This window comes from Streptomyces qinglanensis (genome assembly GCF_900111245.1).
In the GTDB taxonomy this organism is placed as follows: Bacteria; Actinomycetota; Actinomycetes; order Streptomycetales; family Streptomycetaceae; genus Streptomyces; species Streptomyces qinglanensis.
In genome coordinates this window covers 284,634-309,479 of record NZ_FOGO01000008.1, presented here as the reverse complement: position 1 = coordinate 309,479, position 24,846 = coordinate 284,634, and the positions used below count along the sequence as shown (strand labels likewise).

26 protein-coding genes and 1 tRNA gene are annotated in these 24,846 nt (G+C 72.4%); 17 read left to right on the top strand and 10 right to left on the bottom strand.

From position 1 onward, the window contains the following. Positions 1-82 precede the first annotated feature (82 nt). The gene (gene hppD, locus BMX65_RS19125) at positions 83-1,243 is read left to right on the top strand and encodes a 4-hydroxyphenylpyruvate dioxygenase (protein WP_075001532.1); all 1,161 of its coding nucleotides are present in this window, start codon (positions 83-85) and stop codon (positions 1,241-1,243) included. Between the two features lie 92 nt (positions 1,244-1,335). Further along, positions 1,336-2,703, top strand: coding sequence for an FAD-binding oxidoreductase (locus BMX65_RS19120; RefSeq protein WP_075001531.1), 1,368 nt, complete (start codon positions 1,336-1,338; stop codon positions 2,701-2,703). Positions 2,704-2,861: 158 nt separating this feature from the next. Here BMX65_RS19120 and BMX65_RS19115 read toward each other — a convergent pair whose 3' ends face one another. After that, complete coding sequence (locus BMX65_RS19115; RefSeq protein ID WP_075001530.1) at positions 2,862-3,272, bottom strand: SsgA family sporulation/cell division regulator; 411 nt, start codon at positions 3,270-3,272, stop codon at positions 2,862-2,864. A 441-nt stretch (positions 3,273-3,713) separates the two neighbouring features. On the opposite strand from BMX65_RS19115, the gene BMX65_RS19110 reads away from it, so the two are divergent. Both BMX65_RS19110 and BMX65_RS19105 read left to right on the top strand, forming a co-directional pair. Then, on the top strand, positions 3,714-5,453 hold the full coding sequence (locus BMX65_RS19110; RefSeq protein ID WP_244905673.1) for an RDD family protein: 1,740 nt from the start codon (positions 3,714-3,716) through the stop codon (positions 5,451-5,453). A gap of 236 nt (positions 5,454-5,689) precedes the next feature. Then, the gene (locus BMX65_RS19105) at positions 5,690-6,430 is read left to right on the top strand and encodes an RDD family protein (protein WP_075001528.1); all 741 of its coding nucleotides are present in this window, start codon (positions 5,690-5,692) and stop codon (positions 6,428-6,430) included. A 145-nt stretch (positions 6,431-6,575) separates the two neighbouring features. Here BMX65_RS19105 and BMX65_RS19100 read toward each other — a convergent pair whose 3' ends face one another. After that, positions 6,576-6,896 (bottom strand): hypothetical protein, encoded by a 321-nt coding sequence (locus tag BMX65_RS19100; RefSeq protein WP_075001527.1) that lies wholly within the window; start codon positions 6,894-6,896, stop codon positions 6,576-6,578. A 935-nt stretch (positions 6,897-7,831) separates the two neighbouring features. On the opposite strand from BMX65_RS19100, the gene BMX65_RS33615 reads away from it, so the two are divergent. Next, complete coding sequence (locus BMX65_RS33615) at positions 7,832-8,098, top strand: hypothetical protein (protein WP_075001594.1); 267 nt, start codon at positions 7,832-7,834, stop codon at positions 8,096-8,098. A 214-nt stretch (positions 8,099-8,312) separates the two neighbouring features. On the opposite strand, the gene BMX65_RS19090 is transcribed toward BMX65_RS33615, so the two are convergent. Both BMX65_RS19090 and BMX65_RS19085 read right to left on the bottom strand, forming a co-directional pair. Then, on the bottom strand, positions 8,313-8,906 hold the full coding sequence (locus BMX65_RS19090) for an isochorismatase family protein (protein ID WP_075001526.1): 594 nt from the start codon (positions 8,904-8,906) through the stop codon (positions 8,313-8,315). Between the two features lie 174 nt (positions 8,907-9,080). Further along, positions 9,081-10,400 carry a nicotinate phosphoribosyltransferase gene (locus BMX65_RS19085; protein ID WP_075001525.1) on the bottom strand — a complete coding sequence of 440 codons (1,320 nt, stop codon included), beginning with the start codon at positions 10,398-10,400 and terminating at the stop codon, positions 9,081-9,083. 179 nt (positions 10,401-10,579) lie between these two features. Between BMX65_RS19085 and clpS the strand changes: the two genes are divergently transcribed. The 7 genes from clpS (at position 10,580) to BMX65_RS19055 (ending at position 15,662) form a co-directional block, all read left to right on the top strand. Continuing rightward, on the top strand, positions 10,580-10,891 hold the full coding sequence (gene clpS / locus BMX65_RS19080; RefSeq protein WP_019357017.1) for an ATP-dependent Clp protease adapter ClpS: 312 nt from the start codon (positions 10,580-10,582) through the stop codon (positions 10,889-10,891). After that, positions 10,891-11,604 (top strand): DUF2017 domain-containing protein, encoded by a 714-nt coding sequence (locus BMX65_RS19075; protein ID WP_075001524.1) that lies wholly within the window; start codon positions 10,891-10,893, stop codon positions 11,602-11,604. The genes clpS and BMX65_RS19075 overlap by 1 nt, the downstream gene beginning before the upstream one ends. Positions 11,605-11,985: 381 nt before the next feature. After that, a complete protein-coding gene (locus tag BMX65_RS19070) occupies positions 11,986-13,488 on the top strand; it encodes an amino acid permease (protein WP_075001523.1) in 1,503 nt (500 codons plus the stop codon). A gap of 144 nt (positions 13,489-13,632) precedes the next feature. Further along, the gene (locus BMX65_RS19065) at positions 13,633-14,058 is read left to right on the top strand and encodes a M67 family metallopeptidase (protein WP_075001522.1); all 426 of its coding nucleotides are present in this window, start codon (positions 13,633-13,635) and stop codon (positions 14,056-14,058) included. Positions 14,059-14,159: 101 nt separating this feature from the next. Further along, on the top strand, positions 14,160-14,270 hold the full coding sequence (locus BMX65_RS34170; protein WP_019357021.1) for a putative leader peptide: 111 nt from the start codon (positions 14,160-14,162) through the stop codon (positions 14,268-14,270). Between the two features lie 130 nt (positions 14,271-14,400). Then, positions 14,401-14,712, top strand: a complete 312-nt coding sequence (locus BMX65_RS19060; protein WP_019357022.1) for a MoaD/ThiS family protein — start codon at positions 14,401-14,403, stop codon at positions 14,710-14,712. Continuing rightward, a complete protein-coding gene (locus tag BMX65_RS19055; protein ID WP_075001521.1) occupies positions 14,712-15,662 on the top strand; it encodes a PLP-dependent cysteine synthase family protein in 951 nt (316 codons plus the stop codon). The genes BMX65_RS19060 and BMX65_RS19055 overlap by 1 nt, the downstream gene beginning before the upstream one ends. A 54-nt stretch (positions 15,663-15,716) precedes the next feature. Here BMX65_RS19055 and BMX65_RS19050 read toward each other — a convergent pair whose 3' ends face one another. After that, positions 15,717-16,151, bottom strand: a complete 435-nt coding sequence (locus BMX65_RS19050) for a hypothetical protein (RefSeq protein ID WP_075001520.1) — start codon at positions 16,149-16,151, stop codon at positions 15,717-15,719. A gap of 238 nt (positions 16,152-16,389) precedes the next feature. Between BMX65_RS19050 and BMX65_RS19045 the strand changes: the two genes are divergently transcribed. Then, positions 16,390-17,151 carry an MBL fold metallo-hydrolase gene (locus tag BMX65_RS19045; protein WP_075001519.1) on the top strand — a complete coding sequence of 254 codons (762 nt, stop codon included), beginning with the start codon at positions 16,390-16,392 and terminating at the stop codon, positions 17,149-17,151. Between the two features lie 52 nt (positions 17,152-17,203). Here the strand turns inward: BMX65_RS19045 and BMX65_RS19040 are convergent, their stop codons facing one another. Both BMX65_RS19040 and BMX65_RS19035 read right to left on the bottom strand, forming a co-directional pair. Beyond that, positions 17,204-18,445, bottom strand: a complete 1,242-nt coding sequence (locus BMX65_RS19040; RefSeq protein WP_075001518.1) for a PTS transporter subunit EIIC — start codon at positions 18,443-18,445, stop codon at positions 17,204-17,206. 378 nt (positions 18,446-18,823) lie between these two features. Beyond that, positions 18,824-20,125, bottom strand: coding sequence for a PTS transporter subunit EIIC (locus BMX65_RS19035; RefSeq protein WP_075001517.1), 1,302 nt, complete (start codon positions 20,123-20,125; stop codon positions 18,824-18,826). A gap of 192 nt (positions 20,126-20,317) precedes the next feature. Here BMX65_RS19035 and BMX65_RS19030 point away from each other — a divergent pair, with 192 nt between their 5' ends. From BMX65_RS19030 to rdgB, 4 genes are all read left to right on the top strand, one after another. Then, positions 20,318-20,608 carry a PTS sugar transporter subunit IIB gene (locus tag BMX65_RS19030; protein ID WP_275435019.1) on the top strand — a complete coding sequence of 97 codons (291 nt, stop codon included), beginning with the start codon at positions 20,318-20,320 and terminating at the stop codon, positions 20,606-20,608. Between the two features lie 87 nt (positions 20,609-20,695). Continuing rightward, positions 20,696-21,421, top strand: coding sequence for a ribonuclease PH (rph, locus tag BMX65_RS19025; RefSeq protein WP_019357029.1), 726 nt, complete (start codon positions 20,696-20,698; stop codon positions 21,419-21,421). Positions 21,422-21,551: 130 nt separating this feature from the next. Continuing rightward, positions 21,552-21,941 carry a hypothetical protein gene (locus tag BMX65_RS19020; RefSeq protein ID WP_075001515.1) on the top strand — a complete coding sequence of 130 codons (390 nt, stop codon included), beginning with the start codon at positions 21,552-21,554 and terminating at the stop codon, positions 21,939-21,941. A gap of 33 nt (positions 21,942-21,974) precedes the next feature. Next, the gene (gene rdgB / locus BMX65_RS19015) at positions 21,975-22,589 is read left to right on the top strand and encodes an RdgB/HAM1 family non-canonical purine NTP pyrophosphatase (protein WP_075001514.1); all 615 of its coding nucleotides are present in this window, start codon (positions 21,975-21,977) and stop codon (positions 22,587-22,589) included. 13 nt (positions 22,590-22,602) lie between these two features. Here the strand turns inward: rdgB and BMX65_RS19010 are convergent. The 3 genes from BMX65_RS19010 to bcp form a co-directional block, all read right to left on the bottom strand. Beyond that, positions 22,603-22,684: transfer RNA gene (locus BMX65_RS19010), tRNA-Leu, on the bottom strand. A 113-nt stretch (positions 22,685-22,797) separates the two neighbouring features. After that, entirely contained in the window at positions 22,798-24,306 is a 1,509-nt protein-coding gene (locus tag BMX65_RS19005; protein ID WP_075001513.1) for an MFS transporter, read from the bottom strand. A 61-nt stretch (positions 24,307-24,367) separates the two neighbouring features. Further along, complete coding sequence (gene bcp, locus BMX65_RS19000) at positions 24,368-24,844, bottom strand: thioredoxin-dependent thiol peroxidase (RefSeq protein ID WP_075001512.1); 477 nt, start codon at positions 24,842-24,844, stop codon at positions 24,368-24,370. Between the last annotated feature and the right edge of the window lie 2 nt (positions 24,845-24,846).

Here is a 24,846-nt window from a genome sequence, read left to right as displayed (position 1 = left end):
CAGTCCCGTGTTCCACTGAACAATCTGCCCAGCCGAAACGCAAACTATTGCGCACCTTGTGGCCCAGCGGGACGCTGCCGCCATGACTGCTGCATCCGGAAAGACCACCGACCCGGCAACCCCCGAGACCGCACGGCAGGCAGATCCCTTCCCGGTCAAGGGCATGGACGCGGTCGTCTTCGCCGTCGGCAACGCGAAGCAGGCAGCGCACTACTACTCCACGGCCTTCGGCATGCGGGCCGTCGCCTACGCCGGTCCGGAGAACGGCAGCCGGGAGACGGCCAGTTACGTACTGGAGTCCGGCTCGGCGCGGTTCGTGTTCACCTCGGTCATCCGCCCCACCACCGAACGGGGCCGCTTCCTGGCCGACCACGTCGCCGCGCACGGCGACGGCGTCGTCGACCTGGCCATCGAGGTCCCGGACGCGCGCGCCGCCTACGCGTACGCCGTCGAACACGGCGCCCGCGGCCTCGAGGAGCCCTACGAGACCAAGGACGAGCACGGCGTCGTGGTCCGGGCCGCCATCGCCACCTACGGCGAGACCCGGCACACCCTGGTCGAACGCACCGGGTACGACGGCCCCTACCTGCCCGGCTTCGCCGCCATGGACCCGATCGTCGAACCCCCGGAGCGGCGCTGCTTCCAGGCCATCGACCACTGCGTCGGCAACGTCGAACTCGGCCGGATGAACGAGTGGGTCGAGTTCTACAACCGGGTCATGGGCTTCACCAACATGAAGGAGTTCGTCGGCGACGACATCGCCACCGAGTACTCCGCACTCATGTCCAAGGTCGTGGCCGACGGCACGCTCAAGGTGAAGTTCCCGATCAACGAGCCCGCCGTCGCCCAGAAGAAGTCCCAGATCGACGAGTACCTGGAGTTCTACGGCGGCTCCGGCGTCCAGCACATCGCCCTGGCCACCAACGACATCGTCTCCGCCGTGCGGACCATGCGCGCGGCCGGTGTGCGGTTCCTCGACACCCCCGACACCTACTACGACACGCTGGGGGAGTGGGCGGGCGAGACCCGGGTGCCGGTCGAGACGCTGCGCGAGCTGAAGATCCTCGTCGACCGCGACGAGGACGGCTACCTGCTGCAGATCTTCACCAAGCCGGTCCAGGACCGGCCCACCGTCTTCTTCGAGATCATCGAGCGGCACGGCTCGATGGGCTTCGGCAAGGGCAACTTCAAGGCGCTCTTCGAGGCCATCGAGAGGGAGCAGGAACGCCGCGGCAACCTGTAGCCCCCCGTGCGGGCGCCGGGTGGGCGGGGAAGCCCCCAGCACAGGGGGCTGCGGGGCTTCCCCGGGCGCAAGTGCGCTGCCACGCTGAGGGGATGAGCGAGCTCATCGAACAGCTCCGGGCCGCGCTCCCCGCCGACGCGGTGCGGACCGACCCCGACGTCCTGCGCTCGTACGCCGCCGACACGGCCGGCTTCTGCCCCGCCGGCCGCCCGGCAGCCCTCGTGCTGCCGCGCACCGTGGAGCAGGTGCAGCACGTGCTGCGCACCGCGCACGCCCGGCAGGTCCCGGTGGTGCCGCAGGGCGCCAGAACGGGGCTCTCCGGGGCCGCCAACGCGGTGGAGGGCTGTCTGCTGCTCTCCCTCGTCCGGATGGACCGCATCCTGGAGATCGACCCCGTCGACCGGATCGCCGTGGTGGAGCCGGGCGTCGTCAACGCCCGGCTCTCCCGCGCGGTGGCCGAGCACGGCCTGAGCTACCCGCCGGACCCCTCCAGCTGGGAGACGTGCACCATCGGCGGCAACATCGGCACCGGCTCCGGCGGCCTGTGCTGCGTCAAGTACGGCGTCACCGCCGAGTACGTGCTCGGCCTCGACGTGGTGCTCGCCGACGGGAGGTTGCTGTCCACCGGCCGCCGCACCGCCAAGGGCGTGGCCGGCTACGACCTCACCAGGCTGATCGTCGGCTCCGAGGGCAGCCTGGGCATCGTCGTCCGCGCCGTCCTCGGACTCCGCGCCCAGCCGCCCCGGCAGCTCGCCCTGGCGGCGGAGTTCCCCTCGGCCGCCGCGGCCTGCGACGCGGTGTGCCGGATCATGGCGGCGGGCCACACACCCGCGCTGCTGGAGCTGATGGACCGCACCACGCTGCGCGCCGTCAACGAGATGACGAAGATGGGGCTCCCCGAGACCACCGAGGCGCTGCTGCTCGCCGCCTTCGACACCCCCGACCCGGTCCCGGAACTGCGCGCCGTGGAGGACCTGTGCACGGCAGCGGGCGCGAGCGGGGTGGTACCGGCCGCCGATCCCGCCGAGTCCGAACTGCTGCTGCAGGCCCGGCGGGCCGCGCTGACCGCGCTGGAGGCGGTCAAGGGCACCTCGATGATCGACGACGTGTGCGTACCGCGCAGCCGGCTGGCCGACATGCTGGAGGGGACCGCGGAGATCGCCGAACGGTACGGACTGACCATCGGCGTCTGCGCGCACGCCGGAGACGGCAACACCCACCCCACCGTCTGCTTCGACGCCGCCGACGAGGACGAGGCCCGCCGGGCACGGGAGTCCTTCGACGCGATCATGGAACTGGGCCTGCGGCTGGGCGGCACGATCACCGGCGAGCACGGCGTCGGACTGCTGAAGAAGGAGTGGCTGGCGCGCGAGTTGGGCGAGGTGAGCCTGGAACTCCACCGGGCGGTCAAGGCCGCCTTCGACCCCACCGGGATCCTGAACCCGGGAAAGCTGTTCTGAGAACCGGGCAGTCCGGCTGCCGCGCCGACGGTCCGGAGCCCCGCACGGGCACGCCGCGGTCCGGCACCGCCGGATCCGGGCACGCCGCAGCCGCCCGCCCGCGCGGAACACCCGCCGGGCGGGCGGCAGCCGCCGCGCCGGTCACCCCGGCAGCCGGGTCACTGCTCCAGCAGGCCGGTCAACTGTTCGTCCAGGCCCAGGGCCTCCGACTCGCTGCCCGGCGGCACCGCTCGCAGCACCCGCTCCAGCCAGTCGGCCACCACCTGGGACGGCGCCTCCAGCAGCGCGTCCCCGTTGGGCGAACTCAGCGCCAGGCAGAGCACGTCGCGGTCCGCCACGGAGGTCGGCCACACCCGTACGTCGCCGTCCCCGCAGGGCTGCGCCACCCCCTCGACCAGCAGCTCGCGGGCGAACGTCCAGCGGACGGGGGTGTCGGAGTGGATGTGGAAGGTCATGTGGACGGCGTAGGGGTCGTCCGTGCGGTAGCTGAGCCGGGCCGGTACGGCCACGCTCAGCTCCGGCGCGAGGACGAGCCTCATCTCCACTTCGCGTTCGACGACGGTGTGCATACTGTGCGCCCTTTCGTGTGCTCCCCGGATCCCCGGATCCCCGGGTGCGGGCCGCCGGAAAGAGGCCCGCACCGGAGAAGAGGCGGCAGGGCGCGGTTTCTTACACGGGTTCGCGGAAGTTTTTCGCCGGGCACCCCGCGCGGGTGACCTCCCGGCGGCCGCCGAGGGCGCTCCGGTGAGCTGACCGGGCGCGATTCCGCCTGGTCGGGCCGCGGGCGGCGGGGTGTCGGCGGGTCCCTCGAAGGCGGGCCACCCGGCGACTGCTTCCGCCCCGCGCGGTCTTCTTCGTTACTGTCCTCCTTACCGTCCTTCCCGGACGGTGAGGAGGAGCCCGCCGCACCGCGAGCGGCGGGCCGTGCGGCCGCACCACCGCGGCCCGGTCGAATGCTTCGTGCGTGAGGGGAGTTGGGGGCTGTGGGACCCTCCGGTACTCAGGGTGAGGTGCCCCGTGCTGGGTACTATCCGGATCCGTCCATCCCCGGATACATCCGCTACTGGAACGGCTCGTCCTGGGTGCCCGGGACCAGCCGCCCCGAGCCACGTGAGGGTGAACCCATGCCCGCGCCGCCGCCGGTGGCGTCCTCGCCCGCGGCGGCTCCCGCCCCGCCCGCCACCGGCGGTCAGGAGGGCCCTGCGGGACCGCCGAGCCCGCGCCGTTCGACGGCGGACGAGACCGGCCCGGTCTTCCTGGACGAGGGCGGCGACGGGGACGGGCCCGGTCCGCAGCAGCCGCTGCCGGGCGCGCAGCCCGCGGCGGCCGGCGGAACGCCCGGACCGGCCCCGGCCCGGCCGCAGTCCGGCCCGGCGCGTTCCGGTCCGCCGCAGGGCGGCTTCGGGCCGCCCGCTGCCGACCCCCGGGGCGACTGGGGCGGCGACGCGCGGGCGTCCGAGCGCCCCGAACCCGAACCGGGCCCGGCCCCCGGACCACCGCAGCCGGGTGGCCGGGAGAAGACGGTCGGCCTGCGCCGCTCCGAGGTCCTCCGGACCGGTGACCGGGCTCCGCAGGCCGGGGCGCCCGCCCGCTCGACCCCGGCAGCGGACGCCGCCGCACCCGGTGGCCCGCCGACAGCGCCGACCGCCGACGCAACGGCGGAGGGCGGGGCGTCCGGCACCGGTCCGGGCGCGGACCCGAACCGTCCGGTACCGACGGCCGTGAACCTGCCCGAGCAGTCCGCCCCCGCCGCGGCGTCCGCACCGCCCGGCGGTGCGGCGGCGATCCCGGCGCAGAGCCAGGCACCGGCGAACGGCCGCCCGACGCCGGGCGGATCCGTCCCGGACCGGGGCGAGCCGAACCTGCCCGGTGCCGGCGGCGGTACCCCCGCGTCCGACCCCGGCCAGGCATCCGGGTCCGGCCAACCGGCCCCCGCGCAGGGGGCGGCCGGGGCCGTGGCCGAGCGGCCGGGTCAGCAGACGGCGCTCGGCGCGGGCCCGGTCGCGCTCCCCGCGCAGCAGGGACCACCCGGGGGACTCGCTCCGGCGCCCGGACCCGGGCAGGACCAGTCCGCACGCCCGCCCGCCGCCCAGCAGTCCGGTCGGCCACCGGAGCCGGCCGCTCCCTCCTGGTCGCAGCCGGTGGGGTCGCCGGCCCAGCCGCAGTCCGCAGGGCAGGACGCCGTCACCCCGTGGCGGCCGCCCGCCGACGACCCGTTCGCGCGGGCCGCGCAGCAGGAGGCGCGGCCCGGGTCGCTGGGCATGCGGCTCGGTGCGCGCCTGGTCGACCTCGTGCTGACGCTCGGGGTGGCCGCGGGAGCCGCGTTCCCGTTCGTGGACCGGACGATCGACCACATCGACGCCAAGGTGGAGGCCGTGGAGCGGGCGGGCGTCACCCAGCGGGTGTGGCTCGTCGACGGCACGACAGGCGGCTATCTGGCGCTGGTCGTGGGGGTCGTGCTGGTCTTCGGGCTGGTCTACGAGGTGCTGCCGACCGCCCGGTGGGGCCGCACGCTGGGCAAGAAGCTGTTCGGGCTCTCGGTGGTGAACATCGAGGGCTACGGAAAGCCCTCGTTCGGCAAGGCCGTGCTGCGCTGGCTGGTGCACGGGGTGCTGGGGCTGCTGGTGGTCGGGGTGGTCAACGCCGCGTGGTGCCTGTTCGACCGGCCCTGGCGGCAGTGCTGGCACGACAAGGCGGCCGGTACGTTCGTCGCCAAGGGACGCGCGGGCGGCGGCGAGCTGAGGCTGTGACCGCCGGGGTGCCGGACCCGCGCCGGGGCGTGCCGGTGCGGGGATCCGCCTCGCGCGGCACCTCCTGAGGTACGTACACGCTCTGGAGTACGTACACGCTCTGGGGTGCGGCGCCCTCTGGGGTACGGCCTCCCGCGGGGTGCGGCGCCTCGGGGACCGGAGGCGGACGGACCTCCCCGTCCCCCGAACAGCCCGCCCCGGATGCGGTGGGCACCCGGGGGCGGTGCACTCGGGCCATGAGTACGGACCAGCCGGAGAACGATCCGTTCCGGAAGCCGCAGGAGCCGGGGCAGGAGCCGCAGCGCCCCGCCGCGGGCGGGCAGCCGCCAGGGCAGGAGCCGCCCGGCCCCGGGTCTCCGCCGCCAGGCGGGCCGGGCACGCCGTACGGCAATCCGCCGCCGCCTCCCGCGGGCGGCGGTCCTGGAGACGGCTACGGCGGTGGCTACGGCGGTGGTCCGGGCGGCGCCGGTGGGCCGGGCAGCGGCGGGGGCCCCTACGACAACCCGTACGGGGGACCGGAGGGTGCCGCGGACCCGCTGGCGGGGATGGCACCGCTGGCGTCCCGGGGCAAGCGCCTGGTGGCCCGGATCATCGACGCGCTGCTGGTGGCCATCCCGATCGGCATCATCGCGGGTGTGGTCGAGGGCGGCTACTCGACCGACACCGGCATCGACTACTGGCCTCAGCTCAGCTACACCCTCGTCTACTTCCTCTACGAGGGGCTGATGCTGACGAACTCGGGGCAGACGGTCGGCAAGAAGCTGATGCGCGTCCGGGTCGCGATGCTGCAGAACGGTGCTGTACCGGCGGGTAGTCCGGGGTGGCTGCGGGCGGCCGTCTACCAGATCCCTCCGCTGGTGCCCTGTGCGGGTTCGCTGTTCTGGCTGGTGAACGTACTCTTCTGCACCTGGGACAAGCCCTATCAGCAGTGCCTGCACGACAAGGCGGCGCGCACGGTGGTGGTCGCGGCGGACTGACGGCTCTGCGGTCCGGGCGTACTCCGCGGTCCGGGTGCGCTCCGCGGTCCGGCCCGGGGCCTTTGCGGTCCGGCCCGGGGGATCTGCGGTCCGGGAGCCCCCGGCGCGGTGGCCGGGGGAGTCCGGGAGCGGGTGGCGGGCACGGTCAGTTGCGGGCTCCCAGCCCCGCTGTCGCGGCGGGAGCCGGTGCGGCGGCCGTCCGCGCGGCGGGCGCGGGGCCGGGCAGCGCCGCCGGAGCGTGGGGGCCCACGCCGGCGGGGCCGCGGGCAACGGTCCGGCGTCGCCGCAGCGTTGGTCCGGCGGCGGGGACGGTCACTGCCACCAGCAGGCCAAGTGCGAGGGACGCGAGAGCGATCACGGCGATCCAGGCGCCGGAACGCGTCTCGAAGAGCAGCAGCATGGCGAGCGTGGCGCAGATGACGGTGGCCGAGCCGTAGACGAGTTGGGCGGGGTGCGGACGCGGCATGGCGGATCCGTCCTCGGGGGTGTGGGCACGGTCTGAACGGGTGAACAGGTCGATGTGCGCTACGGGTTGCCTCGGTACAAACGGGGCGCCATCGAACGACTCTACGGTCCGGCATGCCCCTGCGGAAAGCACGGCAAGCGTGAGCTGACCCACGCCGTAGTTGCACGGGGGGCGCACTGGCGCACGGGGTTCCGGTTGTCCCAACTGGCGGACGGCGGAGGGGTCTTGCGAGGGTCGCACGCTCCCTGCGTCCGGCGCGTCCGGCGGAGGGCGGTTCGGCGCGCGGTGCGTGCTCCCGCACCAGTGTTCGCACCCGCTATCTGATGGGGAGTTGAGGATTCCGCTTAGTCGGGCGTCCGGGTCGGGTTTCCTCGTTGCCAGCGGTCGGGCCAATGGCGACGCGAAAAGTAGTAGCCCCTTCAACCAGCCGCGACAAAGCACGTAAAATGGTGCAAAACAGTCAACAAGATGGCACAGTTACGCACGGTCAGGGGGGTCTGAAGATCTACGAACGGGTTGCCGGGTACAGGTGATCGACGGCTGTGCAACCCAGGTATGAATTTGTTTGCATCGTTGCAGGTCAAAACATGATCATCCGTTACCCCCTGGCGATCGGCGCTCGATCGCGTTTAGATGCATGGTGGGGATGCCTCAGGGCGACCCCGTATCGACCGACCCGAACGAGTCTCACGGGGGAGATGGTGATCATGTCAGGAGGCGGATTCGTCAGGCTTCCGGACGGCAGCGTGATCGTCGCGCTGACCCTTCCGGTGCCGCGCGAGCCGCACAGTGCCGCCGCCGGTGCCGCCGCGCCGGGCGCGCGGAGCGGGAGTGGAAGCGGAGCCCATCGCTCCGCCGTCGCTCCCGCCCCGGGGCGCTCCGGGCTGCTGCCGGCCTCGCGGCGCTGGTCGGCGTTCGCGGACGAACCGCACACGGTGCGTGAGGCCACGGTGCGCAGATCCGGCGAGGAGCAGCGTGTCCGGGTGCTGGTGCACGCCGGGAACCGCGCCCGCGCCCTGACCAGGCTGCGGAACCTCGGCCTGCGGGCGATCTACCTGCGGGGCAACGCGGAACCGCCCACCGCGGACGAGGTCACGGCGGTGCTGCACCACCCCGAGGGGCTGGTCTGGCGTGCCGTCCCGGACGACGACCGCAACTCCTGGCGCCCCATCGCGGCGCTGCTGCGCGTCACCCCGGCGTGACCCTGCGTCTGCCGACGCCCCTGCCTCCGGCCCTTCGCGGGCCGGAGGCAGGCGTGTGACGGCGGTTCTTCGCGGGCCGCGCACGGATCGCGGGCGGACTCCCCGGTCGGCGGCGGGCGCACGGCCGGGTCCGTGGGCTCGGGCCGCTCCGCACGCTGCGCACCCGGGACCCGGGCGGGGAGCGCTCACCGGCCCCCGGCCCGCACGAGCGGCTCTAGGCGGAGGCGACCACGGGCTTGCCGGTCAGCTCCACGCCCTCCTCGCGCAGCTCGTCCAGCGCCCGCTGGACGGTCTCCTCGGCGACGCCCGCGGTCAGGTCGAGCAGCACCTGGGTGCGGAAGCCCTCGCGGGCGGCGTCCAGCGCCGTCTCGCGTACGCAGTGGTCCGTGGCGATGCCGACGATGTCCACCTCGGTCACCCGCCGCTCGCGCAGCCAGTCCGCCAGCGTGACACCGTTCTCGTCGGCGCCCTCGAAGCCGCTGTAGGCGGCGGTGTGGGCGCCCTTGTCGAAGACCGCCTCGATGGCGCCGGACGCGACGGCGGGCGTGAAGTTCGGGTGGAAGCCCACGCCCTCGGTGCCCGCCACGCAGTGCGGCGGCCAGGAGTGCCGGTAGTCGGGGTCGGCGGAGAAGTGGTCGCCGGGGTCGATGTGCGCGTCCCGGGTCGCGACGACGTGGCGGTAACCGGCGGAGGCGTCCCCGACCAGGTCGGTGATGGCGGCCGCGACGTCGGCGCCGCCCGCGACGGCGAGACTGCCGCCTTCGCAGAAGTCGTTCTGGACGTCCACGACGATCAGTGCCCGGTGCATGGTGCACACCTTTCGGCTGGTGGGTCGGCTGGGAGGGGCGGGCCGGGGAGCGGCGGGCGGGTGCGCCCTCGGCGGACATGAGGGGAGCCGCCGCCCGTCACCTCCGAGACTAGACACTCGCGGGGCCCGGCGGCAGTGTGCGGACGCCGCCGCGGCGGTTCACCGTACCGGGGGTTACACGTGCTCGACGGGGAGTACCGGTTCGCCGCGGGAGAGCTGGGTCGCGGACATCGGCAGCCGCGCGCGGGCCGCCCGGTGGCGCTCGCGGGCGGCGTCCAGGGGCTCGCGGCCGACGACGGTGCCCCGGTCGACCAGCTTCACCTGGACGAGGTGCTCGGCCAGCTCGGGGGGCACCTCGCCGGTGCCCACGATCTCCGCCGTGGCGACTCCCTCCGCGTCCACCGGCCGGGCGGCCCACTTGGCGCCGCCGATGGAGGTCTTGCCACCGGTCGAACGCTTGGCGACCGGGCGCAGCGGTGCCCCGGGGTCGTCGGAGTCGGCGCGGGCCACCAGTTTGTAGACCATCGAGCAGGTCGGGTGGCCGCTGCCGGTGACCAACTGGGTGCCCACGCCGTAGGCGTCCACCGGGGCCGCGGCCAGCGAGGCGATGGCGTACTCGTCCAGGTCGCTGGTGACCACGATCCGGGTCCGGTCCGCGCCCAGCTCGTCGAGCTGCTGGCGCACCCGGTGGGCCACCAGCAGCAGGTCCCCGGAGTCGATCCGGACGGCGCCCAGGTCCGGGCCGGCGACCTCGACCGCGGTGCGCACCGCCTCGGCCACGTCGTAGGTGTCCACCAGCAGCGTCGTGCCGCTGCCCAGGGAGTCGACCTGAGCGGTGAAGGCGTCCCGCTCGGTGTCGTGCAGCAGCGTGAAGGCGTGGGCGCTGGTGCCGACGGTGGGGATGCGGTAGCGGAAGCCTGCGGCCAGGTCGGAGGTGGTGTCGAAGCCGCCGACGTAGGCCGCCCGGGCGGCGGCCACGGCGCCGAGTTCGTGGGTGCGGCGGGCGCCCATCTCGATCAGCGGGCGGTCGGCCGCGGCCACCGCCATCCGGGAGGCCGCGGCGGCCACGGCGGAGTCGTGGTTGAGGATCGAGAGGATCACCGTCTCCAGCAGCACGCACTCGGCGAACGTGCCCTCCACCCGCAGGATGGGGGAGCCGGGGAAGTAGACCTCGCCCTCCGGGTAGCCCAGGATGTCGCCGCCGAAGCGGTAGTCGGCCAGCCGTTCGAGGGTCGGTTCGTCCACCACCCGGGTCTCGCGCAGGAAGTCGAGGAGCCGGCCGTCGAACCGGAAGTTCTCCACCGCGTCCAGCACCCGTCCGGTACCCGCGACGACACCGTAGCGGCGGCCCTCGGGCAGCCGGCGGGTGAAGACCTCGAAGGCGGAGCGGCGTTCGGCCGTCCCGGCGCGCAGCGCGGCCTGCAGCATGGTCAGCTCGTACTGGTCGGTGAAGAGCGCGGTGGACGGCACCTCCACCGGCAGCCCCGTCTCCATCCGCCGGGCGTGTTCCTGCCGGGAGTCGTGCGGGGGCTGCCCCCCTGGGGAATCCAGCACTGCTGCCTCACCTCGCGTGTTCGGGCCGGTCGCTGCGAGCGTACCCCGGATCTCGTCAGCCTGACGATATACGGACCTCGGGGGAGCTGTTTGGGCGCCCCCGGCTGCCGAGTGGCAGCATGGGACCCGTGAGTGTCGCCCCCACGGAGATCGAGCGCCCGGAGACCACCGAGGAACCCGTAGAGGTTCCCGAGCCGGATGTGCCCTGGGTGACCGTCGTGCACAACGACCCGGTCAACCTCATGAGCTACGTGACGTACGTGTTCCAGGCGTACTTCGGCTATTCGAAGGAGAAGGCGAAGAAACTGATGCTCGACGTCCACCACAAGGGGCGCGCCATCGTCTCCAGCGGGACCCGCGAGGAGATGGAGCGCGACGTGCAGGCCATGCACGGCTACGGCCTGTGGGCCACGCTCACCCAGGACCGCTGATGGCCGGGCACTTCGAGCCGACCGGGGACGGCGGCGCCGCCATCGCGCTGGACGAGGTGGAGATCTCGATCCTGCGCAGCCTCGCGGTGCAGCTCCTGGAGCTGATCGGCCCGGGCAGCGAACCCGCCGACCCGCCGCAGCCCCCGCAGGACGCCGGGTCCTCCGGCACGGAGGGCGGCGCGAGCATGGAGGAGGAGCTGGCGGGCATCGAGGCGGTCTCCTGGCCGCCGTTCTCCGAGGGGCCCAGCGAGCCGCCCGCCGACCCGGTGCTGGCCCGGCTCTTCCCCGACGCCTACGGTCCCGGGCCGGACGCCGCGCCTGCCGAGGGTCTCGAGCCCGGCAGCGACGAGGCCGCGCGGGCCAAGCAGGACCGGGCCGCCTCCGCGGAGTTCCGCCGCTACACCGAGAACGACCTGCGGGCCCACAAGCGGGAGGCCGGGCTCGCGATGGTGCGGGCGCTGGACGGGCTGACGCCGGGGGAGCGGGGCGCCGTGCTCACCCTGACCCCGGAGCAGTCCCAGCAGTGGCTGGGCGCGCTCAACGACCTGCGGCTGGCCATCGGCACCCGGCTGGAGGTGAGCGACGACAGTGACGACGAGCTCTACCGGCTGCCCGACACCGACGAGCGCAAGCCCATGGTGATGGCCTACCTGTGGCTGGGCGGTCTGCAGGAGACCCTGGTGGAGACGCTGCTGCCGGGCACCGGCGACTGAGCCGCCGCCTGCGAGGCCGAACCGGCCGTCGAGCGGCATGGCATGGCCATGATGCGTACGCCTGCGTGTCCGCGCCGTTCACCCGGTCGGGTATTCGTGCACGGCGCCGTACGGCCGCTGCGGTGCGCCCTCCGGGGCGGCGGCCGGGGCGGTCCGCCGTGCCGCCTCCCGCGCCGCCGCCGGGCCCGCCGCCCCCGCGCCGTGTGCCCTGCGTCGCCGAGCGCTCCGCGTGGTACGTCTCCACCCGTCCGGCTGCGGCCCCGGGTGCCGCCACTGCCGCACAGCGGCGCACCGCGGGCCGGCCGCCTGTCCGGACGACTCCGGCCGGGGATCGGGCGCGATCCGGAGCGGGCCGGACCGGCACGGCGAAAGGCGCACCAGATGACCTCCGAGGTCGAGGACCACGATCCGGTACCGGACCCGGCGTCCGGCACCGCGGCGGAAGGCGCCGACGGCGCGGCCCCCGGCAGCGGCTCGCCCGAGGGCTACCGGCGGGGGCTGGGCGGCCGGCAGATCCAGATGATCGCCATCGGCGGCGCCATCGGGACCGGGCTCTTCCTGGGGGCGGGCAAGTCCATCCACAAGGCCGGACCCAGCATCATCCTGGCGTACCTCGTCGCGGGCGCCGTCATCTACGTGATCATGCGCGCGCTGGGCGAACTGCTGATGTACCGCCCGGTCTCCGGCTCGTTCTCCGAGTACGCGCGCGAACTGCTCGGGCCCTACTGGGGGTTCGTGACGGGGTGGACCTACTGGCTCTTCTGGGTGGTCACCGGCATCACCGAGGTGACGGCCGCCGCGACCTATGTGAACTACTGGTGGAACGTCCAGCCGTGGATCTCCGCACTGGTGTTCACCGTCGCCCTCTACGGCATCAATCTGATCTCCGTGAAGCTCTTCGGGGAGCTGGAGTTCTGGTTCTCGATGATCAAGGTGACCGCGATCGTCGGCATGATCCTGATCGGCCTCGGGGTGCTCACGCTGGGCTTCTCGCAGGCCGGTGACACCGCGTCGGTCGGCAATCTCTACCAGCACGACGGGATCTTCCCCAACGGCGTCGGCAGCACCCTGATGACGCTGCAGATCGTGATGTTCTCGTTCCTCGCCGTCGAACTGGTCGGCGTCACCGCGGGCGAGGCCGCGGACCCGGCCACGGTGCTGCCCCGGGCGATCCGCACCGTGCCCTGGCGGATCGCGCTGTTCTACATCGGCTCGCTGGTCGTCATCCTCTCGGTCGTCTCCTGGACCGCGTTCGAGCCTGGCACCAGCCCGTTCGTCGCCGCGTTCCAGCGCATCGGGCTGCCCGCGGGCGCGGCCGTCGTCAACTTCGTGGTGCTGACCGCGGCGCTCTCCTCCTGCAACTCGGGGATGTACTCCACCGGCCGGATGCTGCGCGACCTGGCGCTCAACGGCCAGGGCCCGGGGCTCTTCACCCGGCTCTCCGGCACCGGCCTGCCGTTCGTCGGGACCACCGCCTCGGCCGCGCTGATGTCGGCCGGCGTGTGGATCAACTACGAGTGGCCGTCCAAGGCGTTCGACTACGTCGTCTCCTTCGCCACCATCTCCGGCATGTGGGCCTGGATCATGATCCTCTGCTCGCAGCTCCGCTACCGGGCCAGGGCCGACCGGGGCGAGCTGCGCCGCTCGGACTTCCGGATGCCCGGCGCGCCCTGGACCGGCATCGCGGCCCTGGCCTTCATCTTCCTGGTGATCGCACTGATGGGCTTCGACCCGGACGCCCGGGTCTCGCTGTACGCCGCACCGATCTGGGCGCTGCTGCTGACCGTCTCGTACTTCGTGGTCAAGGCCCGCACCCCGCACGTCTTCGCCCGGCCGACGCCGCCCGCGCCCCCGCCCCCGGCCGAGCAGCCGGAGCAGCCCTGAGCCGCCCCGGCGCCGGACGCCACCGCTGACCGCCCGCGCCGGCACCGCTGCCGCGTCCGCCCGTGCCTCCGGCCCGTCCGGGCGGTACCGACCGGACGGCCCTCTCCGGCGGGCGGTGCCGGGCCCGTGCTTATCCTTGCCCCCATGCTGACCATCACCCAGGAGCTGCACGACCGGATCGTCGCCCACGCCCGCGCGGACCACCCGGACGAGGCGTGCGGAGTGATCGCCGGACCGGTCGGCAAGGGCCGTCCGGAGCGCTTCATCCCGATGCTGAACGCCGCGCGCTCGCCGACCTTCTACGAGTTCGACTCCGCGGACCTGCTCAAGCTCTACCGCGAGATGGACGACCGGGACGAGGAACCGGTCGTGATCTACCACTCGCACACCGCGACCGAGGCGTACCCCTCCCGGACGGACATCTCCTACGCCAACGAGCCCGGTGCGCACTACGTGCTCGTCTCCACCGCCGAGTGCGGCAACGACGAGGGGCCCTTCTCCTTCCGCTCGTTCCGCATCGTGGACGGCGAGGTGACCGAGGAAGAGGTCACGGTCGTCGAGAGCTACTGAGCACCTGCTCAGCGCCCCGTCACCCATCATTCTGAGACGGTTCCGTCCGCATCATGAAACCGGTATCCGATTTCCCGTCCGGGAATCGTTACGATGAGCCCATGGTTGTCCCCGACGTGAGCGCATTCGAGAAGGCCCCGGGCAGTGTGCTCGTGGCGCGCCTGCACGTCGATCTGTGCCGCCTCGCCAGCGCGATCTGTCCGCTGTCCTGACGTGCGCGCCCATGGGTGCCGCAGTGCGCGCCCGGGCCCCGTCAGTCCCCCTGCCCGCGGTACGGGGCATGCGCGCGCAGCCCGCCCGCCGAACAGCCAGCCCTCTTTCCTCTCCGACGGGAGCTCTCTCATGGCCATCGAGGTCCGCATTCCGACCATCCTCCGCACCTACACCGGCGACCAGAAGGTCGTCGAGGGCACGGGCGCCACCATCGGTGAGCTCTTCACCGATCTGGAGAGCCGCCACACCGGCATCCAGGCGCGCCTGGTGGACGGCGGCGAGCTGCGCCGGTTCGTGAACGTCTACCTCAACGACGAGGACGTGCGCTTCCTCGACGGCATCTCGACCCGGCTCGGGGACGGCGACAGCGTCACGATCCTCCCGGCCGTCGCCGGGGGCTCCGGTGCGCGGCCGGCCGGCCGGCGCCTGGGCATGCGCTGATGCGCTACGACTCCCCGCTCGAGGCGGTCGGCAACACGCCTCTGGTGCGGCTGGCCCGGCTCTCGCTCTCCGACGAGGTGCGGATCTGGGCGAAGCTGGAGGACCGCAACCCGACGGGTTCCATCAAGGACCGTCCGGCGCTGCACATGGTCGAACAGGCCGAGAAGGACGGCCGGTTGCGGCCCGGCTGCACCATCCTGGAGCCGACCTCCGGGAACACCGGCATCTCCCTGGCCATGGCGGCCCGGCTCAAGGGCTACCGCATCGTCTGCGTGATGCCGGAGAACACCAGCGAGGAGCGCCGCCAACTGCTGGCCATGTGGGGCGCCGAGATCGTCTCCTCGCCCGCGGCGGGCGGCTCCAACACGGCGGTCCGGGTGGCCAAGGAACTGGCGGCCGAGCACCCGGACTGGGTGATGCTCTACCAGTACGGGAACCCGGACAACGCGGGTGCGCACTACGCCACCACCGGTCCCGAGATCCTCGCCGACCTGCCGTCCGTCACCCACTTCGTGGCGGGTCTCGGCACCACCGGCACCCTGATGGGCGCCGGCCGCTATCTGCGCGAGCACCGTCCGGACGTGAAGATCGTCGCCGCCGAGCCGCGCTACGACGACCTGGTGTACGGGCTGCGCAACCTGGACGAGGGCTTCGTGCCCGAACTCTACGACGAGTCGGTGCTCACCACGCGCTTCTCGGTCGGCTCCGCGGACGCGGTGACCCGCACCAGGGAACTCCTCGCGCAGGAGGGCATCTTCGCCGGTGTCTCCACCGGCGCGGCGCTGCACGCCGCGATCGGGGTGGGGCGCCGGGCCGTGAAGGCGGGGGAGAGCGCCGACATCGTCTTCCTGGTGGCGGACGGCGGCTGGAAGTACCTGTCGACCGGCCTGTACACCGCCGAGTCCGACGAGGACGCGGTCGCCGCCGTCCAGGGCCAGCTCTGGGCGTAGCGGCCCGGCCCCCGGCGCCCGGGTGCCGGTCCCGGGCCCGGTCCCGGCACCCGGTCAGTCGGCCAGGTGCCGGACCCGCTCCCAGGTGTCCGGGTCGACCTCGCCGCAGCAGTTGAGGAGCCGGCCGAGTCCGGCCTCGGCCAGGGTCTCCGGCTCCAGATAGGCGGGACCGGCCGCGGCGTCCTCCGGGAGGACGGGAAGCGCGGTGGGCTCCCGGGTGAGCCGGGCCAGCCGGGCGCCGTCCGTGCGCACCGCCAGGACGAGGAAGAGCGGCTCGCTGCCGTCCGGCAGGCTGGTCCGCCAGATCTCCCCGGGCCGGGGGCGCGGTGCCGCCCGCCCGGCCCGTGCCTTCCTGCTCCCGCCCGGTCTGCTCGGACCGCCCGGGGCCGCGGGGCGGCGGGGTCCCAGCCGGCCCCGGCCGTCCACGAGCGCTGCCACGAACGCGAGCAGCACGACGCCGCCGAGCGCCAGCCACCACGTGGTGTCCATGTCTGTTCCGTCCGTTCCGCCTCCGCCACGCCTGCGAGGTGTCCGGGGTGTCCCTCCCGACACGATGCGGCGTTTGGGCGGGGACCGCCCGGGGAACGACGCTACCCCGGGCTGGTGATTCCGCCCACACCACCGCTGCATCGAGGAGCCGACCTGACCCGCGCGGCTTACGCTCGGAAGTCCCCTCGTCAACCAGATGGGGACTTCTCCCGCAGCCGTCAACGGAGGTTCCCGCTCCATGAAGCTCACCGTCGTCGGCTGTTCCGGGTCGTTCCCGTCCACGGAATCGCCCTGTTCGAGCTATCTCGTCGAGGCCGACGGCTTCCGGCTGCTCCTGGACATGGGCAACGGCGCGCTCGGTGAGCTGCAGCGCCACTGCGGACTCTACGATCTCGACGCGATCGCGCTCAGCCATCTGCACGCGGACCACTGCATCGACATGTGCGGCTACTTCGTGGCCCGCTACTACCGCCACGAGGGCGGCCGTTGCGGTCCCGTCCCGGTGTACGGCCCGCCCGGCACCGAGCAGCGGCTCACCACCGCCTACGCCGACACCCCGTCCGAGTCCTCGATGAGCGAGGTCTTCACCTTCCGCACGCTCACGCCCGGCGGCAGCTTCGAGGCGGGCCCCTTCCGGGTGCGCACGGAGCGGGTCGAGCATCCGGTGGAGGCGTACGCGTTCCGCGTCGAGCACAAGGAGAGCGGGCGGGTCCTCACGTATTCGGGTGACACCGGGCCCTGTCCGGCGCTCGAACTGGTGGCGCGGGACGCCGATCTGTTCCTGTGCGAGGCGTCGTTCACGGACGGCAAGGAGCAGATCCCCGGTCTCCATCTGAACGGGCGGGAGGCCGGGGAGGTCGCGGCACGGGCCGGCGCCGCGCGGCTGGTGCTCACCCATGTACCGCCGTGGACGGATCCGCAGATCAACCTGCGGGACGCGAAGGCGGTCTTCGCCGGTCCGGTGGAGATGGCGCGGGCCGGCGCAGTGTACGAGGTCTGAAGAGCGGCCGGCGTGCCGCGGCGGCGGAGACCGCGCGGCACGCCGGCGCTTGTCACTTGGTCAGGTCCTCGACCTCGTCGTCCGGTTCGCGGCCCGGGGTCTTGATGTCCAGCTTCACGATCAGGAAGCGGAAGATCACGTAGTAGACCGCCGCGAAGCACAGCCCGATCGGGATGATCAGCCAGGGTCTGGTGGCCAGGCTCCAGTTGATGGCGTAGTCGATGAAGCCTGCGGAGAAGCTGAAGCCGTCGTGCACCCCCAGCGTCCAGGTCACCGCCATCGAGACGGCCGTGAGCACCGCGTGCACCACATACAGCACCGGTGCGATGAACATGAAGGTGAACTCGATCGGTTCGGTGATGCCGGTGACGAACGAGGTCAGGGCGAGCGAGACCATCATGCCGGTCACGGCCTTGCGGCGGTGCGGCTTGGCGCAGTGCGCGATGGCCAGCGCGGCGGCTGGCAGCCCGAACATCATGATCGGGAAGAAGCCGGACATGAACTGGCCCGCGCTCGGGTCGCCCGCGAAGAACCGGGCGATGTCGCCGTGCACGACGTCCCCGGAGGCGTTCGTGAAGTCACCGAGCTGGAACCAGGCGACCGTGTTGAGGAACTGGTGCATGCCCACCGGGATCAGCGCCCGGTTGATCAGACCGAAGATGCCCGCGCCGGTGGCGCCCAGTCCGGTCATCCACTCGCCGAACGCGGTGATGGCGTCCCCGATCGGTCCCCAGACCAGGGTGAAGGCCACGCCGACGACGAGGCCGACGAAGGCCATGATGATCGGCACCAGCCGGCGGCCGTTGAAGAAGCCCAGCCAGTCCACCAGTTTGGTGCGGTGGTAGCGCTGCCAGACGACCGCGGCTATCAGTCCCATCAGGACGCCGCCGAGCACTCCCGGGTCGTTGTAGACGGCCGGGGTGTCCTCGCCCGCCTTGACCACGGCCTCGTGGACGGGGAACGCCTCCAGGACATTCTTGTAGACGAGGAAGCCGACGAGCGCGGCGAGCGCCGTGGAGCCGTCGGACTTCTTGGCGAAGCCGATGGCGACGCCGATGCAGAACAGCAGCGGCAGGTTGTCGAAGATGGCGCCGCCCGCACCGGCGAACGCGGCGGCGACGTCGTGCCACTTCAGCCCCTCGTCGCCGAAGACGTCGGGCTGGCCGAGCCGGTTGAGGATACCGGCGGCGGGGAGGACGGCGATGGGTAGCTGCAGGCTGCGTCCGACCTTCTGCAGTCCTTGGAACAGTCCGGAGCCCCGCTTCTTCGCGGGAGCAGCGGTGTCCGTGCTCATGGGGGTGTTCCTCCAGGTGGAGCGGGTGCTGCACAGGGAGGAGGCAGCCCGCTGGTGGTCTAGTCCACGTAGTGGTGTAGACCATTAGTAGCACGGCCCCCGCGCACGGCGGAACGGTCTCTTCCGGGTGATCTGGGCAACGTTCGGCTGCTGCCCGCGGCCGCCGGAGCCGGCGCCGCTCGGCCCCGCTCCCGGCGCCGCTCCCGGCGGCTCGCCGGGTCTCGTCACCGGCGCCCGGTGCTGTGCCCTGCCCAGGTGGTGAGCCGGACGTCTCCCGGCGTCCGGGCGGGCGCACCGGCCGGCTCGCCCGCTACGGGGTCAACGCCCTGCCGCTCCGGAGCCGCCGCCCCCGCGGGTGCCGCTCCGCGCGGAGCGCCGCTACCGGGTGATGTCCTTCTCGATCTCCTCCGCGATCTCCTCCGGCTCCCGCCCGGGAGTCTTGAGGTCGAAGACAGAGATCACCACACGGAAGATCACGTAGTAGACCACCGCGAAGCACAGCCCGATCGGGATGATCAGCCAGGGTTTGGTGGCCAGGCTCCAGTTGATGACGTAGTCGATCAGCCCCGCGGAGAAGCTGAAGCCGTCGTGCACGCCGAGCCCCCAGGTGAGGGCCATCGAGACGCCCGTCAGCAGGACGTGGATGACGTACAGCACCGGGGCCACGAAGAGGAAGGAGAACTCGATCGGCTCGGTCACCCCGGTGACGAACGAGGTCAGTGCCGTCGAGAGCATCAGGCCGCCGACCACCTTGCGGCGCTCCGGCCGGGCCGCGTGCGTGATGGCCAGCGCGGCGGCGGGCAGCGCGAACATCATGATCGGGAAGAACCCGGTGAGGAACTGCCCGGCGTCCGGGTCGCCGGCCAGGAAGCGGTTGATGTCGCCGTGCACGATCTCGCCGTCCGGCTTCTTGTAGCTGCCGAACTGGAACCACATGAAGGTGTTCAGGAACTGGTGCATCCCGATCGGGATCAGCGCCCGGTTGGCGATGCCGAAGATCCCCGCACCCCAGGCGCCCAGGTCCGACATCCACTTCGAGAAGCTGGTGAGCCCGTCGCCGACGGGCGGCCACACCCACTGGCACAGCACCGCGAAGACCAGCGCGACGAAGGCCATGATGATCGGCACCAGTCGGCGGCCGTTGAAGAAGCCCAGCCAGTCCACGAGCTTCACCCGGTGGAAGCGCTGCCAGAACCATGCGGTCAGCAGCCCGACGATGATGCCGCCGAACACTCCCGGGTTCTGGAAGGAGGCGGCACCGGCGGCGGTGCTGTCCTTGGCCAGGCAGGTGCCCAGCTCGGCGTCGTAGCTGGTGCCGGAGGGGCAGTCGGGGAACTGCTGGAGGATGTTGTAGTAGACGAGGAAGCCGGCGACGGCGGCCAGCGCGGTCGAGCCGTCCGCCTTCTTGGCCATGCCGATGGCCACGCCCACGCAGAACAGCAGCGGCAGCCCCAGCGCCGAGTCCAGCAGTGCGCTCCCCGCGCCGAGGAAGACCTTGGCCACGTCGGTCCAGCCCAGCCCGTCGTCGCCGAAGATGTCCGGCTGGCCGAGCCGGTTGAGGATGCCCGCGGCCGGGAGCACGGCGATGGGGAGCTGGAGGCTGCGGCCCATCTTCTGCAGGCCCTGGAAGAACCCGGAGGTCCACTTCCTCCCCGGCCCGGCTGCGGCGTTGGCGCTCACGGCCCCTCCTGACTGGTCGGCCGCTCGTCCGCCGACCGGGCGACTGACGCATACTGGTGTAGACCACTACTGGTGCGAGGAGTCCGCCGTACGGCGGCGGGTGCCCTCGCGGCACCAGTAAGCGTCATCATTCGCCAGACAGTGCACCGGCGCGCGCAAAGCTGGGCTGATCGTGGGCTAACGTGACAAAAGATCCACCGATGCCAGCAACGCCACAGCGTCCACCGGGCGGGAACACAGGAGAAGGACATGGCCAGCAAGGCTGAGAAGATCGTCGCCGGACTCGGCGGGCTCCAGAACATCGAAGAGGTGGAGGGCTGCATCACCCGCCTCCGCACCGAGGTCGGCGACCCCTCCCTCGTCGACGAGGCCGCGCTCAAGAGTGCGGGCGCCCACGGTGTGGTCAAGATGGGGACCGCGATCCAGGTCGTCATCGGCACCGACGCGGACCCCATCGCAGCGGAGATCGAAGACATGATGTGAGCCGCCCCCCCGGCCGGGCCCGTCCGCCGTCCGGCGGCCCGGGGCCGCGTTCGGCCCCCGCCCCCGGCCGGGGATACGCTCGCCCCCATGTCACGTATCGACGGCCGTACGGCCGAGGAGCTGCGACCCGTCACGATCGAGCGCGGTTGGAGCAAGCACGCCGAAGGCTCCGTCCTGGTCTCCTTCGGGGACACCCGGGTGCTGTGCACCGCCAGCCTCACCGAGGGGGTGCCCCGCTGGCGCAAGGGCAGCGGCGAGGGCTGGGTCACCGCGGAGTACGCCATGCTGCCGCGCGCCACCAACACGCGTGGCGACCGCGAGTCCGTGCGGGGCCGGATCGGCGGCCGCACCCATGAGATCTCCCGCCTCGTCGGCCGCTCGCTGCGTGCCGTCGTGGACTACAAGGCGCTGGGCGAGAACACCATCGTGCTCGACTGCGACGTCCTCCAGGCGGACGGCGGCACCCGCACCGCGGCCATCACCGGCGCCTACGTCGCACTGGCCGACGCGGTGGCCTGGGCGCAGGAGCGCAAGCTCGTCAAGGCCAAGGCGAAGCCGCTGACCGGCACCGTCGCCGCCGTGAGCGTCGGCATCGTCGACGGTGTGCCGATGCTCGACCTGCGCTACGAGGAGGACGTGCGCGCCGAGACCGACATGAATGTCGTCTGCACCGGCGACGGCCGCTTCGTCGAGGTGCAGGGCACCGCCGAGGGCGAGCCCTTCGCGCGCGAGGAGCTCAATGGGCTGCTCGACCTCGCAGTCGCCGGCTGTGCCCAGCTCGACGGCGCGCAGCGCACGGCGCTGGGGCACTGAACCGGACGGGACGCGGCCCGGGAATCCGGGCGACCCGGGGAACTTTGCCCCCGCTTTACGCGTCTGACGGGGTGCGGGCCGCACGTGTCGAACCGTGCGGCCCGACCAGTCTCGGGGAGGGGACGCTGAGGTGTCACGCAGGAGGACTGCTCTGACAGCGGCTGCCGTCACGGCCGTCGTGCTGACCGTACCGGCGGTGGCGAGCTGCTCGGCCGTCGACCGGACGCTGGACTGCGCCGGTACGGCGGTGACCGTCGCCCGCTCCGTGGACGACCTCCGGCAGGCCGTCTCCGACGCGGGCGAGGACCCGGCCCAGGCGAAGCAGGCCCTGGACCGGATCGACAAGAATCTCGCCGCGATATCCGAGGAGACGGACGACGGCGACATCGCCGAGTCCGTCTCCCGGCTGCAGAAGGCGGCCGACAGCGTCCGCTCCGACGTGGAGGCCGGGCGCACCCCGCGGACCGGGCCGGTGACCGACGCGGCCGACGAGCTGACACAGGTCTGCACCCCCGGCTGAACCGCACCCCGGACGGGGAGATACTGGGTGGCCATGAGCACCCAGCGCCTGATCCTCGCCACCCGCAACGCCCACAAGGTCGTCGAGCTGAAGGCGATCCTCGCCGACGCGGGCCTCGAACCGGACCTGGTGGGCGCGGACGCCTTCCCCGAGGTGCCCGACGTCAAGGAGACGGGGGTGACGTTCGCGGAGAACGCGCTCCTCAAGGCGCACGCCCTCGCGCGGGCCACCGGGCTGCCCGCCGTCGCGGACGACTCGGGACTCTGCGTGGACGTACTCGGCGGAGCACCCGGCATCTTCTCGGCGCGCTGGGCCGGCCGGCACGGGGACGACGCCGCCAATCTGGACCTGCTGCTGGCCCAGCTCGCCGACATCGACACCGCACACCGCGCCGCCCACTTCGAGTGCGCGGCGGCCCTCGCCCTGCCCGACGGCACCGAACGGGTCGTCAGCGGGCGACTGCGCGGCACCCTGCGGCACGCCCCCGCGGGCGCCGGCGGCTTCGGCTACGACCCGATCCTGCAGCCCGAGGGCGAGGGCCGGACCTGCGCGGAACTCGACCCGGAGGAGAAGAACGCGATCAGCCACCGAGGCGAGGCGTTCCGCGCACTGGCCCCCGCCGTGCGTGAGTTGCTCGGGTCGGACTGAGGTTCCCTCAGGGTGCGCGAGGGGGGACTCGAACCCCCACGTCCGAAGACACCGGCACCTAAAGCCGTCCCGTCTACCAATTCCGGCACTCGCGCGCGCACGTATCGTACTGCGCCGGTGCGCCCGCGCACCGGGGCGGGGGCGGGCGCACCGGAGCGGGGCCGGACGGGGCCGTCGCCTGCCGGCGCGCCGGGCCCGGCGCGGTGGGTCAGAACGTGGGCTCGTGGCTCTCGGCCCGGGCCAGCGCGCGGGCCTCCTCCGGAGTGCTGACCGAGGGCGGTGAGCCGGCCAGCGGACGCCGGGCCGTCTCCTTCATCAGGGCCACCGCGATGATGCCGAGCAGCGCCGCGCCGGAGGCGTAGTAGGCCGGGGCCAGGTTGTCCCCCGTGCTGTCCACCAGGTAGGTCATCACGCCGGGAGCCGTGCCGCCGAAGAGCGAGGTCGCCACGTTGTAGCCGATGGAGAGCGAGCCGTAGCGCACATCGGTGGGGAAGAGCGCGGGCAGGGTCGCCGACATCGTGCCCAGCAGGCACACCAGGCAGGCGCCGAGCGCCAGCAGTCCGACCAGCACTGCGGCGAAGCTGCCCTGCTGGAAGAGGGCGAAGACCGGGACGGTCAGCACGAAGAAGCCGACCATGCCCGCCATCAGCACGGGCTTGCGGCCGAAGCGGTCGTTGAGGTGGCCGACCCGCTGGATGACCGCGGCCATCGCCACCATCGTGATGATGGCCGCGACCAGCTCCATCGAGTTCTCGTACCCGAGGGAGTCGGTCAGATAGGCCGGCATGTACGAGAGCAGCATGTAGTCGGTGACGTTGTAGGCGGCCACCAGGCAGATGCACAGCAGGAGCGTGCGCCACTGCTCGGCGAAGATGGACTTCAGCTCCTTCTGCGGCATGTTCTCCGAGAGCTTCGGCTCGCTCGCTTCCGCCGCGCCCGCCTCGGGCGCGGGCGCGAACTGCTCGACGCGCTTCCGGAAGGCCGGGGTCTCGTCCAGCTTCATCCGCAGATACAGGCCGACGACCCCGATCGGCCCGCCCACCAGGAACGGGATGCGCCAGCCCCACTGCAGCATCGCGTCGTCGCCCAGCGCGGTGTTCAGCACCAGCACCAGCGCTGCGGCGCCGGTGTAGCCGGTGAGGGTGCCCAGTTCCAGGAAGCTGCCGAAGTAGCCGCGCCGTCTGTCCGGCGCGTACTCCGCGATGAAGGTGGCGGCGCCGCCGTACTCGCCGCCGGTGGAGAAGCCCTGCACCAGCCGGCACAGCAGCAGCAGTACCGGCGAGGCGAGGCCGATGGAGGAGTAGGAGGGGATCAGCCCGATGCAGAAGGTGCCCGCCGCCATCAGCACCATCGTCAGGGCCAGCACCTTCTTGCGCCCGATGCGGTCGCCGAGCGGACCGAAGAACAGTCCGCCCAGCGGCCGCACCAGGAAGGAGGCCGCGAAGGCGGTGAACGAGGCCAGCAGTTGGGTGCTGCCGCCGCCGGGGAAGAAGACCTTGCCGATGGTGACCGCGAGATAGGCGTAGATCCCGAAGTCGAACCACTCCATGGCATTACCGACAGCGGCGGCCTTGGTGGCACGTTTGACCGTCGGTTCGTCCGTCACGGTGATGTCGCTGAGGCGGACTTTCGGATCCCGTCTACGGCGTACGGCGCGGAAGAGGTACCGGTGCCGCTTGAGCGCGGCCGGATCCGGGGACTGGTCCTCGTGCTTCATCCCCCATGGGTACCACCCGCTCCACCTCCCTATACGGACCGATTCCGGAGGCGGCGCACGATCACTCCGAAGCCAGTCCCAGGTCCCTGAGCAGCTTGGCGACGTGCCCGGTGGCCTTCACGTTGTACAGCGCCCGCTCGACCCGGCCCTCCTCGTCCAGGACGACGGTGGAGCGGATGACGCCGGTGACGGTCTTGCCGTAGAGCTTCTTCTCGCCGAAGGCGCCGTACGCCTCCATCGTCTCCTTGCCCGGGTCGCCGACGAGAGTGACCTTCAGCGACTCCTGCTCCCGGAACTTCGCCAGCTTCTCCGGCTTGTCCGGGGAGACGCCGATGACGTCGTAGCCCTGACCGGCCAGCAGTTCGAGGTTGTCGGTGAAGTCGCACGCCTGCTTGGTGCAGCCGGGGGTCAGCGCCGCGGGGTAGAAGTAGACGATCACCTTGCGGCCCCGGTGGTCGGCCAGCGAGACCTCCTTGCCGTCGGCGTCCGGCAGCGTGAAGGCGGGGGCGGTGTCGCCGGGCTCGAGTCGTGCGCTCATCG